The organism is Corynebacterium sp. HMSC074H12 (assembly GCF_001813755.1).
Lineage (GTDB): Bacteria > Actinomycetota > Actinomycetes > Mycobacteriales > Mycobacteriaceae > Corynebacterium > Corynebacterium hiratae.
In genome coordinates this window covers 93376-109624 of sequence record NZ_KV813947.1, presented here as the reverse complement: position 1 = coordinate 109624, position 16249 = coordinate 93376, and the positions used below count along the sequence as shown (strand labels likewise).

Annotated in this window: 14 protein-coding genes, 1 tRNA gene and 1 pseudogene; 5 read left to right on the top strand and 11 right to left on the bottom strand. The window is 62.3% G+C overall.

Translation table 11 applies throughout. The features are described from left to right. A pseudogene (locus tag HMPREF2932_RS12745) lies at positions 1-506 on the top strand (IS256 family transposase); the annotation flags it as partial. Between the two features lie 150 nt (positions 507-656). Here HMPREF2932_RS12745 and HMPREF2932_RS12740 read toward each other — a convergent pair. Both HMPREF2932_RS12740 and HMPREF2932_RS12735 read right to left on the bottom strand, forming a co-directional pair. Continuing rightward, positions 657-732: transfer RNA gene (locus tag HMPREF2932_RS12740), tRNA-Val, on the bottom strand. 113 nt (positions 733-845) lie between these two features. Next, complete coding sequence (locus tag HMPREF2932_RS12735; RefSeq protein WP_046647091.1) at positions 846-1283, bottom strand: DUF3052 domain-containing protein; 438 nt, start codon at positions 1281-1283, stop codon at positions 846-848. 173 nt (positions 1284-1456) lie between these two features. Between HMPREF2932_RS12735 and aceE the strand changes: the two genes are divergently transcribed. Further along, positions 1457-4213 carry a pyruvate dehydrogenase (acetyl-transferring), homodimeric type gene (gene aceE / locus HMPREF2932_RS12730; RefSeq protein ID WP_071410307.1) on the top strand — a complete coding sequence of 919 codons (2757 nt, stop codon included), beginning with the start codon at positions 1457-1459 and terminating at the stop codon, positions 4211-4213. A gap of 259 nt (positions 4214-4472) precedes the next feature. Here aceE and HMPREF2932_RS12725 read toward each other — a convergent pair whose 3' ends face one another. Beyond that, the gene (locus HMPREF2932_RS12725; protein ID WP_071410306.1) at positions 4473-5489 is read right to left on the bottom strand and encodes an alpha/beta fold hydrolase; all 1017 of its coding nucleotides are present in this window, start codon (positions 5487-5489) and stop codon (positions 4473-4475) included. Between the two features lie 26 nt (positions 5490-5515). Between HMPREF2932_RS12725 and HMPREF2932_RS12720 the strand changes: the two genes are divergently transcribed. Further along, a complete protein-coding gene (locus tag HMPREF2932_RS12720; RefSeq protein ID WP_070700662.1) occupies positions 5516-5818 on the top strand; it encodes an acyl carrier protein in 303 nt (100 codons plus the stop codon). Positions 5819-5835: 17 nt separating this feature from the next. Continuing rightward, positions 5836-6594 carry an HAD-IIA family hydrolase gene (locus HMPREF2932_RS12715; protein WP_158396164.1) on the top strand — a complete coding sequence of 253 codons (759 nt, stop codon included), beginning with the start codon at positions 5836-5838 and terminating at the stop codon, positions 6592-6594. A 12-nt stretch (positions 6595-6606) separates the two neighbouring features. Here HMPREF2932_RS12715 and HMPREF2932_RS12710 read toward each other — a convergent pair whose 3' ends face one another. The 3 genes from HMPREF2932_RS12710 to HMPREF2932_RS12700 all read right to left on the bottom strand — a co-directional run bounded on the left by HMPREF2932_RS12710 (position 6607) and on the right by HMPREF2932_RS12700 (position 8930). Continuing rightward, a complete protein-coding gene (locus HMPREF2932_RS12710; RefSeq protein ID WP_071410305.1) occupies positions 6607-7038 on the bottom strand; it encodes a hypothetical protein in 432 nt (143 codons plus the stop codon). Between the two features lie 400 nt (positions 7039-7438). Then, complete coding sequence (locus HMPREF2932_RS12705) at positions 7439-8242, bottom strand: serine hydrolase domain-containing protein (protein WP_049156839.1); 804 nt, start codon at positions 8240-8242, stop codon at positions 7439-7441. Positions 8243-8252: 10 nt separating this feature from the next. Then, positions 8253-8930: an excalibur calcium-binding domain-containing protein gene (locus HMPREF2932_RS12700; RefSeq protein WP_049156869.1), complete on the bottom strand. Its 678-nt coding sequence runs from the start codon at positions 8928-8930 to the stop codon at positions 8253-8255. A 154-nt stretch (positions 8931-9084) separates the two neighbouring features. Here HMPREF2932_RS12700 and HMPREF2932_RS12695 point away from each other — a divergent pair, with 154 nt between their 5' ends. Beyond that, positions 9085-10734, top strand: a complete 1650-nt coding sequence (locus HMPREF2932_RS12695) for an alkaline phosphatase D family protein (RefSeq protein ID WP_070753956.1) — start codon at positions 9085-9087, stop codon at positions 10732-10734. A gap of 153 nt (positions 10735-10887) precedes the next feature. Here HMPREF2932_RS12695 and HMPREF2932_RS12690 read toward each other — a convergent pair whose 3' ends face one another. From HMPREF2932_RS12690 to HMPREF2932_RS12670, 5 genes are all read right to left on the bottom strand, one after another. Continuing rightward, positions 10888-12453 (bottom strand): mechanosensitive ion channel family protein, encoded by a 1566-nt coding sequence (locus tag HMPREF2932_RS12690; protein ID WP_071410304.1) that lies wholly within the window; start codon positions 12451-12453, stop codon positions 10888-10890. Between the two features lie 43 nt (positions 12454-12496). Further along, positions 12497-14095: a peptide ABC transporter substrate-binding protein gene (locus tag HMPREF2932_RS12685; protein WP_232745382.1), complete on the bottom strand. Its 1599-nt coding sequence runs from the start codon at positions 14093-14095 to the stop codon at positions 12497-12499. A 48-nt stretch (positions 14096-14143) separates the two neighbouring features. Continuing rightward, the gene (locus tag HMPREF2932_RS12680; RefSeq protein ID WP_046647250.1) at positions 14144-15217 is read right to left on the bottom strand and encodes a trimeric intracellular cation channel family protein; all 1074 of its coding nucleotides are present in this window, start codon (positions 15215-15217) and stop codon (positions 14144-14146) included. Positions 15218-15317: 100 nt separating this feature from the next. Then, positions 15318-15674 (bottom strand): hypothetical protein, encoded by a 357-nt coding sequence (locus tag HMPREF2932_RS12675; RefSeq protein WP_070510638.1) that lies wholly within the window; start codon positions 15672-15674, stop codon positions 15318-15320. 74 nt (positions 15675-15748) lie between these two features. Next, positions 15749-16198, bottom strand: a complete 450-nt coding sequence (locus HMPREF2932_RS12670) for a Panacea domain-containing protein (protein ID WP_071410303.1) — start codon at positions 16196-16198, stop codon at positions 15749-15751. Positions 16199-16249 lie beyond the last annotated feature (51 nt).

Below are 16249 nucleotides of genomic sequence, written 5' to 3'. Positions count from 1 at the left end.
GCACCTACCGCAGTGCTATACCGGCAGGCCAAGTGCCGAAATGGGTCAGCGCCAACCAGAAATGGTGGTACACCCACCGCAACGCCCGTAAGGCTCTAAAACGGCTAGAAAAACTCATCCACGCAGGACAATTATTTACCTTCCTTGACCCGCCTGAAGGTGTCACACAGGACTTAAAAGCCACCACAAACCTGCTGGAAGGCGGCATCAACAAACAGCTCAAAGACTTAGCGGGCAATCATCGTGGCATGTTCGATGAGCATCAGCGCATCACCATGGACTGGTGGCTCTACACCCACACCGAAGACCCGGTAGCGCCACTGGAGTTAGCCAAGCAACAAGACTTCGGACGCCAAGGAGAAAAAGCCGCACGCGCAGCCTGGGCACAAGAAGAACGTAAACGACGCGGCCACCCCGACGGGCGACCCGCCACATTCGATACCGGCATCGACAATGAGTGGAACCCCAGCTTAGGCGTAAGAAAAGGATGGGCCGGACGCGCCTAAATCCACACGAAATGTCCCTTAACGCGACACGCCGCAAATCCACACGAAATGTCCCTTAAGCCCGACCATCAAAGCGGCCCTCAACCCCTAGAGCACCGGCCTCCGAGCACGACGAAACCCCTCTCCGACTTAACGGAAAGGGGTTTCATTTGGTGCGGCCTGAGGGGATCGAACCCCCGACCTACTGGGTGTAAACCAGTTGCTCTTCCAGCTGAGCTAAAGCCGCAGTGCACTTGGTGTGCTCGAACAAGATTAGCCCATGGGCACCCGCAGCAACAAATCGGGGTGTGATTCGCCGCTGCGAATGCCGCGTGAGCAGGTACATCCTGCGATTATTCCTTAGGGCTTCTTGGTGTAGCCGCGGGCCACGAGGCAGGACCCCTGCCACTCGCCGAGGCGCTCGGCCTTGGTCTGTACGAGGCCGGCCAATTGTGCAGATTCGGAGATCTCGCCTGGCTCCAAGTTGCCTGGCTTTCCAGCTCCTGGGGTCAGCAGCCAGATGCGGCCGGAATCGCCCAAGGGACGGGTGGCATCCACCAGCCCATCGACCAAGTCGCCGTCCTCCGCGCGCCACCACAGCAGCACAAGGTCGCACAACTCGTCGGTCTCTTCCTCGAGGAAGTCCTCCCCCAACACGTCCTCGATGGACTCAGAAATCGTGGAGTCACAGTCTTCGTCCCAACCAAGTTCTAGGGCAATCTGGCCCTCCTCGATGCCGAGCTTGGCTGCGAATCCCGTCACTCGTTGAGTTCCTTCCGATGAAGTAGTTGATGTCATGCAGAGTATTTTAACGTCTACGGTGCACTTTTTCGCGTCAAACCTCCCCCGTTCCTCCCCAGAGGTGGACATTTTCCCCCATAAAACCACCCGTGGGGGCCTCCGAGTGACCCACCGCGAAAGGGGCGCGTATCCTAGAGCAAGATCTGTGTACTACGACCCAGGAGGATTTAATGGCCGACTTGGACGCCCACAACGGCGACTCCAACTTTCCCATCGTTCGCGATGGCGTGGCAGCATACCTGCATGACTCCGACCCCGAGGAGACCCGCGAGTGGATGGACTCCCTCGACGGTCTTCTAGATTCTTCCGATCCGGAGCGCGCCCGCTACCTCATGCTGCGCCTTCTTGAGCGCGCTACCGCCAAGCGCGTGCCGTTGCCGTCGCTGACGTCCTCGGATTTTGTTAACACCATCCCTACCTCCCTGGAGCCAGAGTTCCCGGGCGATGAGGAGTTGGAGAAGCGCTACCGCCGCTGGATCCGCTGGAACGCGGCCATCATGGTGCACCGCGCACAGCGCCCGGGCATCGGCGTCGGTGGCCACATCTCCACCTACGCAGGCGCTGCCCCGCTGTATGAGGTGGGCCTGAACCACTTCTTCAAGGGCAAGGATGATCCCTCCGGCGGCGACCAGGTCTTCTTCCAAGGCCACGCCTCCCCGGGTGTCTACGCCCGCGCCTTCATGGAGGGCCGCCTGAGCGAGGAAGACCTCGATGGCTTCCGCCAGGAGCACTCCCGCGGCGAGGGCAATGGTCTGCCGTCCTACCCGCACCCACGCCTGATGCCGGACTTCTGGGAGTTTCCCACCGTGTCCATGGGCCTGGGCCCCATCAACGCTATCTACCAGGCACGCTTCAATAAGTACCTGGAAACCCGCGGCATCAAGGACACCTCCAAGCAGCATGTCTGGGCCTTCCTCGGCGACGGCGAGATGGATGAGCCGGAGTCCCGTGGTCTGCTGCAGATGGCTTCCCTCTATGAGCTGGATAACCTGACCTTCGTGGTGAACTGTAACCTGCAGCGTCTCGATGGTCCGGTGCGCGGTAACACCCAGATCATTCAGGAGCTGGAGTCCTTCTTCCGCGGTGCCGGCTGGTCCGTCATCAAGATTGTCTGGGGCCGCGGCTGGGACAAGCTGCTGGAAGCCGACAAGGACGGCGCCCTGGTCAACATCATGAACACCACGTCTGATGGTGACTACCAGACCTTCAAGGCTAACGACGGCGCCTACGTGCGCGAGCACTTCTTCGGCCGCGATGAGCGCACGCTCAAGCTGGTGGAGGACATGTCCGATGATGAGATTTGGGCACTGCGCCGCGGTGGCCACGACTACCGCAAGATCTACGCCGCATACGACAAGGCGTTGAGCTACGCGGGCACCGGCCGCCCGACGGTCATCCTGGCCCACACCATTAAGGGCTACGGCCTGGGCCACAACTTCGAGGGCCGCAACGCTACCCACCAGATGAAGAAGCTGACGCTGGAGGATCTCAAGCTCTTCCGCGATAAGCAGGGCATCCCGATCAGCGACGAGCAGCTCGAGGCCGATCCGTACCTGCCGCCGTACTACCACCCGGGCAAGGATGCTCCGGAGATCAAGTACATGCTGGAGCGTCGTAAAGAGCTGGGCGGCTTCCTGCCGGAGCGCCGCGAGAACTTCGAGACGCTGACCACCCCGGATCTGTCCAAGCTGCGCTCGGTCCGCAAGGGTTCCGGCAAGCAGGACGTCGCCACCACCATGGCGCTGGTGCGTACCTTCAAGGAGCTCATGCGCGACAAGGAGCTGGGCAAGCGCGTCGTGCCGATCATTCCGGATGAGGCCCGCACCTTCGGTATGGACTCCTGGTTCCCCACCCTGAAGATTTGGAACCCGCGTGGCCAGAATTACGTCCCGGTGGACCACGACCTCATGCTCTCCTACCGCGAGGCCACGGATGGTCAGATTCTGCACGAGGGCATTTCCGAGGCCGGTGCCGCAGCCTCCTTCACCGCAGCTGCTACCTCCTACGCCACCCAGGGCGAGGCGATGATTCCGCTGTACATCTTCTACTCGATGTTCGGTTTCCAGCGCACCGGCGATGCCTTCTGGGCTGCTGCCGACCAGCTGGGCCGCGGCTTCATCATCGGTGCTACCGCCGGCCGCACCACCCTGACCGGTGAGGGCCTGCAGCACATGGACGGCCACTCCCCGATCTTGGCGTCGACCAACCCGGCCGTGGAGGTCTACGACCCGGCCTTCGGCTACGAGATCGCTCACCTGGTTCCGCGCGGTATTGAGCGCATGTACGGCGAGGACAACGAGCCGATCATGTACTACATCACCGTGTACAACGAGCCGGTCAAGCAGCCTGCTGAGCCGGAGAACCTCGACGTCGAGGGCCTGCACAAGGGCATCTACCACTACAACACCGCCGAGTCCGGCTCCATCCCAGCCAACATCCTGGCCTCCGGTGTGGGCATGTACGAGGCCCTGCGCGCCCAGGAGATCCTGGCTGAGGACTTCGATGTCAAGGCTTCGCTGTTCTCCGTCACCTCGTGGGTCAACCTGGCTCGCGACGGCGCCGCCCGTAACCAGGAGGCACTGCGCAAGGGCACGGAGCCGACCGAGGCTTTCGCTACCTCCCAGCTCAAGGGCTTCGAGGGCCCGTTCGTCGGTGTCTCCGACTTCGCTACGGACCTGCAGGAGCAGATTCGCCCCTACGTCCCGGGCGACTACATCGTCCTGGGCGCAGATGGCTTCGGATTCTCCGATACCCGCGAAGGCGCTCGCCGCTACTTCAACATCGACGCCGAGTCCATCGTCGTCGCCGTCCTCGAGGGCCTGGCCCGCGAGGGTAAGGTGGAGCGCAGCACCGTGGAGAAGGCAGCTCGTGAGCTGAAGCTCGACGACCCGACCGCCACCATCTCCACCTCCTCCGACGAGGATTAAGGCTGATGAGGATTAAGGCTTAGGGCTTAACAGCCCCAAGCCCTCCGGCCCCTTCTGCCCCATTGTGGGCAGGAGGGGCATTCTTCTTACCTAAACCGAGGGGCGGCAACTGTCGTTGTTGCCAAAGTTCTGGCCAGATCTTGAATCAGAGGCTCTAACTTTGGCAGAACGGGCAGTTCGACCACCACAGGAGGCTCAGCCACCGCCAACAAAAGGCCCTGCCGCCGTCGACAAAGGACTTAGCCGGCATTAGCGCGGCTTAGTCGCCATCGAGCACGCGATCGAGGACCCGGCCCAAGGCCTTGGAGACCTCGCTGGGCTCTTCCAAGATGACCATGTGGCCAGCACCGTCGACGACGGTCAGGGTGGAGTCCGGCCAGTGGCGGGCAATCACCTCCGATTGGCGGTGCGGGGTCACGATGTCATGCTGGCCCACCACGATTTCGCCCGGCACGCTGCGCAGCCGGGCCGTTGCGCCGAACTCAGAGTGCTCCACCAAGTCATCGAAGAAGCCCGCATAGCTCGACATCGGCGTATCCAGCAGCATCGCCACGTGGAATTGCAGCTTGTCCATTTGTGGGAAGCCCTGCAGCAGCGCCGCGAAAGCCGGGGCGATGACAGCCGCTACCTCAAAGCGCACCCGGTTGAGCCGACGGGGCAGCTTCAAGCACGCGCGGTAGACCGCGCCGAGGGTCTTCGATTCCAAGATGCGAGCCACGCCTGCGGCGGCAAAGCGCTGCATAGAGGTGGCCACCAGCGCCATCCCCTCAACGCGGTCAAAGATCTGGCGCGGTGCGCGGCGCAGCAGGTTAAGCGCAATCATTCCGCCCATCGAGTGCCCAAGCAGCACCAACGGCCCCTCGGCGGCACGCTCAGCGATGACGGCCAGCACATCGTCGGCCGCGCCCCGAACCGTGCACTGCGCGGGGGCGACGTGGGTGGATTGGCCGTGGCCGCGAACGTCGACAAGCAGGCAGCGCACCGTGGGATAGTTGCGGCGCACGTCGTTGACCTGGGAATAGAAGCTCTCAGCAGACAGGCAATAGCCGTGGATGAAGACCGCGGTGACCTCCGCGTCCTCCGGGCCCACCTCGTACCACGCCACGCGCACGCCGTCGTTGTCGACGAAGCCCGAGTCGCTCACCGCAGTCAGGCCCGGTTCAGTCGTGAGATCATGCAGCTCATTGTGGACGGCGTGCTCGATGGCGCGCATGCGGGGGCGAACCCGGCGCGACCAGCTGCGCGCGACGGCGGAGGAACGTGCTCGAATAACCATGACATTTCAATACTAGACTGGGCCCCATGGCTAATGACCTTTCAGCGCAACTCCAAGCCCGTTTCGGCTCCGCGCCGGCCGAAGAGCAGGATTCTGCACCCACCGGCGACGCCTATAGCGAGCTCACCCGCCTCATCACGAAGGTAACCGGCGTGGAGGAAGGACTAGAGCGCGAAGCAAAGCTGGAGGACCTGGGGGTTGAATCACTCGAGCGCATCGAATTAGCCGTGCGCCTCGAGGAAGCCTGCGGGGTCCGCCTTAATGAAGAAACCATGCTCTCCGTAACCACGGTGGGCGAACTTGCTGACTACGTGGAGGAACACTCGTGATTTCTTACCTCTCTGACATGGACGGCGTCCTCATCAAGGAAGGGGAGATGATTCCCGGCGCGGATAAATTCATCCAAGCGCTGAAGGACAACAACATCGAGTACATGGTGCTGACCAATAACTCGATGTCCACTCCGCGGGACCTGTCAGCACGCCTTCAGAACACAGGACTGGATATCCCGGCCGAGCGTATCTGGACCTCGGCGACGGCCACGGCGGCCTTCCTCTCCAACCAGGCAGGGCTGTCCACGGCTTATGTCGTGGGCGAGTCCGGCCTGACCACCGCGCTGCACGAGGCCGGCTGGATCCTCAACGACCGAGAAGCGGACTTCGTGGTCTTGGGCGAGACCCGCACCTATTCTTTTGAAGCCATCACCACGGCCATCAATCTCATCCGCAACGGCGCGCGCTTCATTGCCACTAACCCGGACGTCACGGGCCCGGCCCCGCAGGGCGTGCTGCCGGCCACGGGTGCTGTGGCCGCACTCATCACCGCGGCGACCAACCGCGAGCCCTACTACGTGGGCAAGCCGAACCCGGTCATGATGCGCAGCGCCTTAAACAACATCGGCGCACACTCGGAAAACACCGTCATGATCGGTGACCGCATGGATACCGACGTCAAGTCAGGCCTCGAGGCCGGCATGCGCAGCATCCTGGTGCGCTCCGGCATCAGCGATGACCGCATCATCGAGCGCTATCCTTTCCGCCCGACGCGCATCATTGACTCCGTGGCGGACCTGCCGGAGCGCATCTTCGATCCCTTCGCGGACTAGGCCTTCACCGACTTAGACGGCGCGCTTGACGACGCCCCGAAAACCGTACTCCCCCGCCAGCATCTCCACCGCGCGGCCCAGCGCTTCCAATTCGCTGGGCGTTCCGGTGAGCACTTGCTGGCAACCGATTCCGGTGCAGCCTGCGTTGTCGGCTTTTATGCCGACAACGTCCCACAGCGGGTCCCGGCGCCAGCGGGTACACCACTGGGCGGTCAGCGGGTCATCGCCGGGGACGATGAATTCGCTTTCGCTGCGAATACAGCGCGCCATGGCGCGCTCAATGGCCGGGCGCAGGCTGCGCGGCATGCCCGAGATCTGCAGCACGGCGGTGCAGACCTCACCGCAGGCGCGGTTGGGCCACGTATCCGCTGGGCTGCCAAGTGGGCTGACTGAAGGGGCCGGCGCGGTTGCACCGGCTACCTGCGGGTGAACGCGTTGATTCACTCCTTAAACTCCTTTGACGTGCGAGTGATGGCACGCCGGCATGCGCCGACGCAAGACGAGCTTCGTCTTCCCCTACGAACTTGTCTTCATCACGCCACTCGCGCCGAGGCGCGAACACCGATTGGTGTGGCCACGGTATGTGGCCACTCGGTGCGTCGTTGTGTGCCCACGATTTTCCCCCGCCACTTAGGCCACAACAACCCTCAACCTGCACTTAAGCCCCCGCCGCCTCAATATCAGGTTGAGACTTTCGCCCGGAAATCCACCCCATTAATCACATGCGCCACATGAGGGCTCATCAGCATCATGTGCGCGCGGTCGCCACAGGTGCCCCACTACCCCCGTTGTGGCGCCTGTCTGTGCGCCGCGACGACACCCGAATTCTTCACCGCGGCTATGGCTAGCGCGCCTGGCATTCCTCCCAGATCGCCGTATTGGTCTCGGCCCATAGCGGCTTGCACCAGTCTCCGAAGTCGCGATCCGTGAGCGCCACCATCGCCCACTCACCAGCCACCCACAGGTAGGTTCCGCTCATGCCGAAGTGGCCTACGGTATCGGCCGGCAAGCCGCCCATCCATTGCTTCTTTTCGCCGTGGATTTCAAAGCCCAGCCCCCACGTGCAGTCCTTGAAGCTGCCGTAGCCCGGCACAATCCCGCGCAGCCCCGGGAACTGGACGCTGCGCATCTCTTCCACGGTGGAGGGATCAAGCAGGCGCGGCGCGTACACCTCGGCGGCAAAGGCGGAGAGGTCCTCCACACTAGAAACCAAGCCGTGCCCGGCCGAGCCTTCCAGGGTGGTGGCCTGCATGCCCAGCGGAGCGCACACGCCTTCCGCAAGGTAGTCAGCAAAAGAAATCTCGGTAGCAGCCTCGACTACCTCGGCAGCCCACTCATAGCCCGCCGAGGAGTAGATACGGCGCTCTCCTACCGGTTTTTGAGACTCCCGGGTATCAAAGCCCACCCCCGAGGCATGGGCCAACAGGTGTCGCAGCGTGGAGCCTTCAGGACCGGCTGCCTGATCCAGCTCCACAGCGCCCTCCTCTACTGCCACCATCACCCCATAGGCAGCCACCAGCTTGGTCACGGAGGCTACTGGGAAGCGGCGGGAGACATCACCGACCTGTTCTACTACCTCACCGCGGTGCAGCAAGGCACCGGCAACGGTATCGACGGGCCAGGATTCAAGAGAAGAAAAAGCGCTCATGCGCTCCAGCTTAACGAGGATCGCGCTCGCAGCCTACGCCATCGCCATCGCGGTCAAACTTGGAGCGGAAGCCCGGGTCGCTCGGGTAGATGGGGCGGCCCAGCGCGTTCCACACATCGGCGCAGCGAGAGTAGTAGGCCGGAGCCGGTGCCGGCTTCGGTGCGGGGGCAGGTGCCGGCTTCGGTGCAGGCGCAGGAGCGGGAGCCGGCGCAGGAGCTGGTTCCGGAGCTGGCTGCGGTGCGGGCGCGGGGGCCGGAGCAGGTGCCGGGGCCGGTGCGGGCTCCTGTGCCTTCGGCGAAGGAATCACGCCCGGCAGCGGGTTCGGGATGATTCCCTGCTGCACGGCCCAGAACACGCCGCCGGCGATGGCCGCGAGAAGCGCTGCGCTAACGCCCAGGCCCAAGGCAAGCCTCTCGCCCTGGGAAGACTGCTCGAATTCGGCGTCATCTTCCTCCTTGCTGGAGGAGCCAGTGCCTTCGGTGGAGGAGCCCAGCTCCTTGCTGGAGGATTCAACATCCAGCTCCGAAGACAGGCCGGACTCGAGGTCGCCGGTATCAGACGGAGAGGAAACCGCGGTGGGGGCCTCCTCGTAGGATGCGCCGGTCTCCGCTTGAGCGGGGACGACAACGGACAGGGAGAGAGAAACAGAGACAGAGGCGGCGAGAACCGCACGAGAGAACTTCTTCATAAGCATAAGTTATAGCCCGTAACTCACCCCGCAAGAAATTACTCCACCCCAAGGGGTAAAGCACACGTGAAGCCACGGAAAACCACACCTGACCGGCGGGCGAATTCTCTGTCCCCGAGTTGCGACACCGCCTCAGCAGAGAAACCGTAGAGCCATGCGCCGCTCTCTGACTCGTCGCCGCCTCCTCCACGCCTCTGGATTAGCCACAGCCACCGCCGCCTCCCTCGTCGCCTCTTCAGCATCGGCAGCCGATCCCACGTCCACCTCCTCCCTCGGGCTAGTAGAGCCACCCGCGGGCACGCTGCCCTTCGTGCACGGAGTGGCATCCGGCGATCCGATTCCGGATTCGGTCATCCTCTGGACGCGCATCACGCCCACAGAGGAGGCACTGCCGGGCAGCGGCGTAGGCCCTTCGGTCACCGTGGAGTGGGAGGTGGCAGCGGATGGGGAGATGAGGGACGTCGTCAAGCGCGGCACTGTGGTTGCCTCCGCAAGCCGTGACCATACTGTCCACGTGGACCCGCACGGCCTGCAGCCGGACACCGAATATTTTTATCGCTTCCTCGTCGATGGTGTCTCCTCCCCCATCGGGCGGACCAAGACCGCACCCGCGGCCACCGCCTCGCCGGAGCAGCTCACGTTTGGGGTCGCCTCCTGCGCGAATTGGGAGTCGGGCTTCTTCAGTGCTTACGCGGACATCGCCCGGCGCGCGCACTCCGGGCAGCTGGATTACATGGTGTTCTTAGGCGATTACATCTACGAGTACGCCGCCGGCGAATACTCCGGGTTTGGGCCGGTGCGCCTGCACCACCCCGCGCACGAGATCACCACGCTGGCGGATTACCGCACGCGCTACGGGCGCTACCGCACCGACCCCGACCTGCAGGCAGCGCATGCCGCTCTGCCGTGGATCGTGGTGTGGGATGACCATGAAACAGCCAACGATAACTGGGCCGGCGGCGCGGAGAACCACGACCCCGCTACGGAAGGAAGCTGGCAGGAACGACAAACGGCGGCCATGCGCGCCTACTTCGAGTGGATGCCCGTGCGCGCCACCGCGCCTTCCGAGGACGGGCATCTGTACCGCTCACTGACCTTCGGCGATTTGGCGGAGCTGACCATGATGGACCTGCGCACCTACCGCGACCAGCAGACGCCGTGGAACCCAGTGGCGTTTATGAAAGAGGGCCGGAGCATGCTGGGCTCGGAGCAGTATGACTGGCTGCTGGGAAAGATTGAGACCTCGCAGGCCACGTGGAATCTGCTGGGCAATTCGGTGATGTTTGCCCCGCTGAACCTGGTGTCACTGCAGGAGAATTCGCTGACCGCGCAGGTGGCCGCCGCCCTGACGAAGAACATCACAGGGATTCCCGTCAACGGGGACCAGTGGGATGGTTACTCCGCAGAACGCCGCGCGCTTATCGACGCCCTCCGCGCCTCCCCTGCCCACGCCCTGTTTCTCACCGGCGATATCCACACCGAATGGGCGCATACGATTAGCAAGGGCGAGGAAGTTGTCGCCGCGGAGATGGTGTGTGGGTCCGTATCGGCGCCCAATATCAACGAGGCGCTCAACCTGCGCGCGGGCAATACTGTCTCCCGCCTCGCCGAACAGGTGCTACGCCAGGCCAACCCGCAGTGCCATCACGTCGAGCTGGATAGCCACGGCTATTGCTTCGTCACGCTGAGCCGCGAGGAGGCGCAGATGCACTGGCTGCGCGTGGATGATGTACTCAGGCCGGGCTCGCCCGTAAGGCAGGCACATGCGCTGACCTATAGGCCGGGCGCGGGAGTTGTGAGCTAGCTTGCTTGCGTTAACGATCGGTGGCGATGGGCCGATACATAAGGTGTAGCGCATTACGCCGCTGCACTTCCCTATCACTCATATCTCTCGTGCGCCCTCTCCAAGCGTCTCTCTCACCTCTCTCTGTGCAGCGCCTCTCGGCCCCCTTCGGGTCTACATCTCGGCGGAAGGCTCCGAGGCCCCTTCAGTAGCGGTAGCCTGTGCGCCCTCAGTGGGCGCGGGAGTTTCGGAGACCCCTTCCTCCGCTGGTGTTTGGGTTGTCGGTTCCCCTGGATTCGCAGGTGCGTAGGTGGCCTCACTGTCCGGGGCGCTATCAGTGACTGTGCCCTGTACGCTTTCCGCCGGCTCCTCGGGCGTGGAGACATAGGAAGGCTCGTCCTGCGGCGCGGTTTGTGGCGTTGGCGAAGGTTCGGAGGGCTGAGTGGACTCGGACGTTGTCTCTGATTGTCCCATCCAGCGCGAGGGTGATAGCCACCCGGCATTCTCCACTCCGTCTGGGTTGGCGGACGCTAACAGCAGCACACTGATCGCGCCGAGCCCGGCGATAAGCCCTGTAGTGGAGCGGCGCACGCGCCCGCCAAGCGTCCAGAAGGAGTCCCACTTGTTCTCCGGCTTATCCGCGCGCCAGATACCGCGGCCGTAATCATCCTCTTCCTCGTCGTCGGGTTCGGCCGAATAGGCCGGGCGCCCTGGGCCGTCATCCTTGCTGTCTTGCGCTTCGGCGGCCGCGTCAGCGACAGCGTCGGCGGCCACAGCCTCCGTCTCGGATGCCGAGCTCTCTTGTCTCGACTCGGTGTTAGCGCCTGCCGCCGGCATGACGGTAGTGGGGGCATCGGCATCCACCGCGCCGCCCAGCACCTCCAGTACCTCACCCGCGACGTTTTCAGCGTTAGGCAGCTTGTACAGGTCCCAGAAGGAAGACAGCAGCGCCGAGCGGATCGCGCGCTCCACCGCCCACTGGCGTGCGGGGTTGACCTGCACCAAGACGCGGTACTTCACCTGCCATGGCTGGCCGGCCACCGTGGGAGCAACCAACCCAGTAGCGGGCAGAACGTCGAGCTCACCAGCCACGTCCGCGCGGATGTCCGGGGTATCGATGGCGCGTTGTGAAATCTTCTCTACCTGTTCGGTCAGATCCTGCACGGAATCGCCCTCATGGACCGGGATGGCAATATCCACCACCGCGCGCGACCACTCTTGCGAGTAATTTGTGACCACGCCCGCCGAACCGTTCGGCACCATGACAACTTCACCGGTCGGCGTACGCACCGTCGTTGTGCGCAAGGTCAGCGATACGACGGTGCCCTCCACGCCGGTCACGCCGTCGAAGCTGACATAGTCACCCACACCGAACTGCTTTTCCGAGAGGATAAAGAAACCGGCGAGGAAATCACCGATGATCGACTGTGCGCCGAAACCGACGGCAGCCGAGACCACGGTTGCCGGGATGGCCGCGCCCAGGGGAGGCACTCCAACGTTGGCCAGCGCCGCCAACACGAGCAGGAAGTACGCCACCGCCTGTGCCACATAGACCAGCGCGCCGGCCAGCGCCAAGCGCGCCTTGGTGGACTCTTGGTTTTCATCGAGGCGGGACTCAATGACCCGCACCGCCAAGCGGCCGATGCGCGGGATGAGAATCGCCAACAACAGCATTCCTAGCAGTGGCAAACCATGGTCAACGAAGGCCTGCCAAATGGCGAAAAAGTAATACTTCAGCATTGCGCCAAGCCTAGTCCTACAGCCTGACAGAACCCTTGGAATCTCAAGCGCGGTGGATGAGATAGTAGTTCGGAGTGGGCTTCCACGTGTAGCCAGCAGGGATGATGTCCTTGCCGTAGGCGCTGAATGCCTTAGTCGTCCACAGCGGAATCGCCGGCATCTTCTCCAGCAACAGCTCCTGGGCCTGCAAGTAGTACTCCTGGGCCTCCTCCCGGTCCTTCGCCTGGCCTACCTTCTTCAGCAACTCGTCGTATTCGGTGCTGCGAAAACCTGACTCGTTTTCTGAGGAATAGGAGGCAAACAGCGGCACCAGGAAGGTCGACTCATCCGGAAATTCCGCCTGCCAAATCGTCCTGAAAGCACCGGTAATGTGCCGCGCTGTGACCTCTCGACGCAATTCCTTCAAGGTCCCAAATTCCTTGCTTTCGGCGAGCACACCGAGGGTATCCGTCACCTGCTGAGCCACCGCATCGACCCACGTCTTGTGGCCGCCATCGGCGTTAAACGCGATGCTGAACGTCCCCTTAAAGGGGTCTAGCTTCTCCGCCTGTTCCCACAGCTCGCGGGCTCTATCCGGCTGGTAGGTCAGCACGTCAGCACCTTCCGGCGCAGGCGGTGGGGAGCCGAAGAGCGGCGCTACGAAGCTGTTGGCCGGAGTCACTCGGTCGTGGAAGATGTCCCGCGCAATCTTTTCTCGGTCTACCGCCATGGACAGGGCCCGGCGGCGCAGGCGGCCAGCCTCGCCGCGGAAATTGGCATCGTTGGCGGGAATGGTGATCTCCATGATCGAACCGCCAGGCTTAGTAAGGGCCCGCGCGCCGAGCTCCTTTTCGAAGCTTCCGAGCTTCTCCGCCGGGATGCGCGTCAGCACGTCCAGCCGGCCCGCCACAAGATCCTCGTAGGCCTGCTCCTCCGAGGCGTACACGACGAACTTAATGCCCTCATTCTGCGGGTGTCGCGGCCCTTTATAACGCGGGTTCGGCACGAGGGTCAACGCCTTCTCACGTTCCCACGAGGCCAACAGGTATGGCCCGCTGCCAATCGGGTCCGTGCCGCGCTCACTCAGCTTGTCCTGATCCGCAGAGCGCATGGGGAAAAAGACGGAATAACCCAAGCGTTCAATGAAGCCCGCCGTGGGGCGCGAGAGCTCAATGCGGAAGGACTTCTCCCCCGTCACCGTCAGCCCGCGCATCTCCTTCCTGCCTTCATTGAAACCGAGAATCGGCGCAAAGTGATGTGCGGAAAGCAGGGACTGGCGCACTGCCGTATTCCACGTATCGACGAAGTCCTGCGCGCTGACCTTCGAGCCATCGGAGAACACCGCGTCTTCACGAATCTGCACGTCAAACGTGGTGTCATCAACCTGCGTGACGGATTCCGCCATGTCGTAATGGGCGCCGCCGTCCTTATCCAGGTACATCAGGCCCGAGTACACCAGGTTGATGATGGTTTGGCCTGGCACGTCGTTGGAATCGGCCGGGATGAGGGAGCGCTGCGGCTCCGAGATATCGGTAGTAATGAGATTCATTCCCGAGGTATCCATGCGCTCCGGTTCCGTTCCGCAACCCGCCAGCGTGGGGGCCGCAACGCCCGACACCGCCAGCGCCGCGAGCATGCCCAGAAAAGAACGCCTCGACGTCACGCGTCCATCACCTCACTTTCATCACTAGATTAAAGCATTTCTCAGGTTCTAATCATCTCTTTTTTCATATCGGCGCATGAGTCTTTCCACCAATTCATCGGTGAGCTGATCATCGGCCAAGATGCGATCCAAAAGCTCGCGCGGCGTTGGCCCCTCAGCGCTCTGTTCCTCGTAGGAGTCACCGCTTAGGTCCACACCGAAGTCGGAGGACTCCGCTTCCGCAACGGCCGGCTCCATCATCTCCGACATCTCTGCGACTTCCTCGTTGAAGGAGTCGAGGAATTCGGAGGCATCGATGGCGGCTTCCGCACGGCGCTTGCCGGCTCGGACTTCGCGCTCGATGCGGCGTTGCAGGGCCTTTTCCATCTGGTTGTGGCGCCAGGAGCGAAGCTTCGTGGGCTCTAGACGACGCCCCACGGCACGCCCCTTGCTTTCCGCCTTGCGCGCCATGACCATGACGTAAGCCGCGGTGTCATTGACCGGCGCCCATTCCTGGCGAGCGGGTACGCGCCAGCCCGCCCAGATGCCCAGCATGGTGAGGACAAAGGACACAACCGGCCCGAGAATAACCCCCCACGCCAAGTAGCCGGCCGAGTCTGCGCCCAAGACCACCAGCGCGCAGGCCACCGCGGGGATCACGGTGGGGGTGTTATCACCAAAGACCGCGGGCTCGCGCCCCATGGCGATGTCACGGATCATGGAGCCGCCCGTAGCCGTGAACACACCCATCATGATGCAGGGAATCAGGGGCAGGCCATACGCGATGGCTTTGAGCGCGCCTGTCGACGCCCACAGGGCCGAGACCACCGCATCACCATGCGACTGCACGTAGTCCCACGTTTTGCCCTTGAAGTAGACGAAGCGGGCGATGATGGCGCCAGTAAACGCCAGGTAGAGATACTCCGGCTGGCTCATTGCGGCGACGGTGCCGCGGTTAATGAGCACGTCACGGATCATGCCGCCGCCGAGGGAAGAGAACATCGCGATGAAGAAGAAACCCACGATGTCATAGCCGCGCTGCCGGGCCATGGTGCCACCGATGATGCCCATGAGGAGGACACCTATGATGTCGGACCAGTAGTACAGCGACTCGATCAACGGGTCCATCTCGACAACGCTCATGGTGGTCATCGTATCGGGTGCTAAGCAATCTCTCGCATTGAGGAGCTATTCCTTGCAATGCGCCGCCTAGCTGGCGGACCGCTAAGGCTCAGAAAATGAGCTAATGCATGTAGAGCTCGTTGTAGGCTTTCTCAATCCAAATGACATAAAACACTTCCCCGTCTTTCCAGCCCGCGAAAGGAAGATTCCCTTTGTGACGGTAAACCCGGAATTTCTCCACATCCTGAAATTGCCGCGGAATCTGAGGCTTGATAGCGCTTGCCGGAATAAACTCTGAGCCGAGTCCGTGCCTGGGATGCTGTGCCAGCTCTTTCCATGAAAGCACTGACCGCTTGTGCCACTTTTCCAGAAACTCTGCGCGCATTGAATCATCTAGTTCTTCGAAGCCCCACCCCTGCTGCAGGAATCGCGTTGACAGGAGCGGATAGTCAGCCCGCGAGCTACGAAGAGCATCCACGACGCTTGAATCTGGGGCGCTCCTCACCCCTCTGGTTGGCCTACTCCCCCGTCGTTTACTTTTCGTGCCCACAGCTAGCAGAAGTAGTTCTTCAGATCGGCATCAGTTATTTCTAACCCGCGTTTGCCCTCCACGAAGTTCTTTTTCCACGGCGACTCGGTGTGGGTTTTATTCCGCAGAGCCCATGCAGAGTAGGGGCCATACTTATCCCATACCTCAATCAAGTCCTGCTCAACGTCGCGGTAATCATCCCAGTCGAAATCATCCGAGACGAACTCATCGGGGTCTATGGGAAGCTTTCCATAGTGCTTGATGTCGTGGTAGATATCTACGACTACTGGACCATGAGCCCAGGCTTCCATTCGTTCAGGAAAAAGCGGCAAGCCATCGGAAGAGCGCATATGCAGCCCTTTGGCATAGTAGAGAAGCTTTTGAAGTTTGAGTTGCGTAATGTCAGCATCATCAGTTTCATCAGCCCACGCTACAAACCATTCGGCGATTTGCCGCGCCGTAAACTGTTCCATGCTTGCCCTCCTTCCACTTCCCGCTAAGGGTACAACAGGCCCAAGACATGG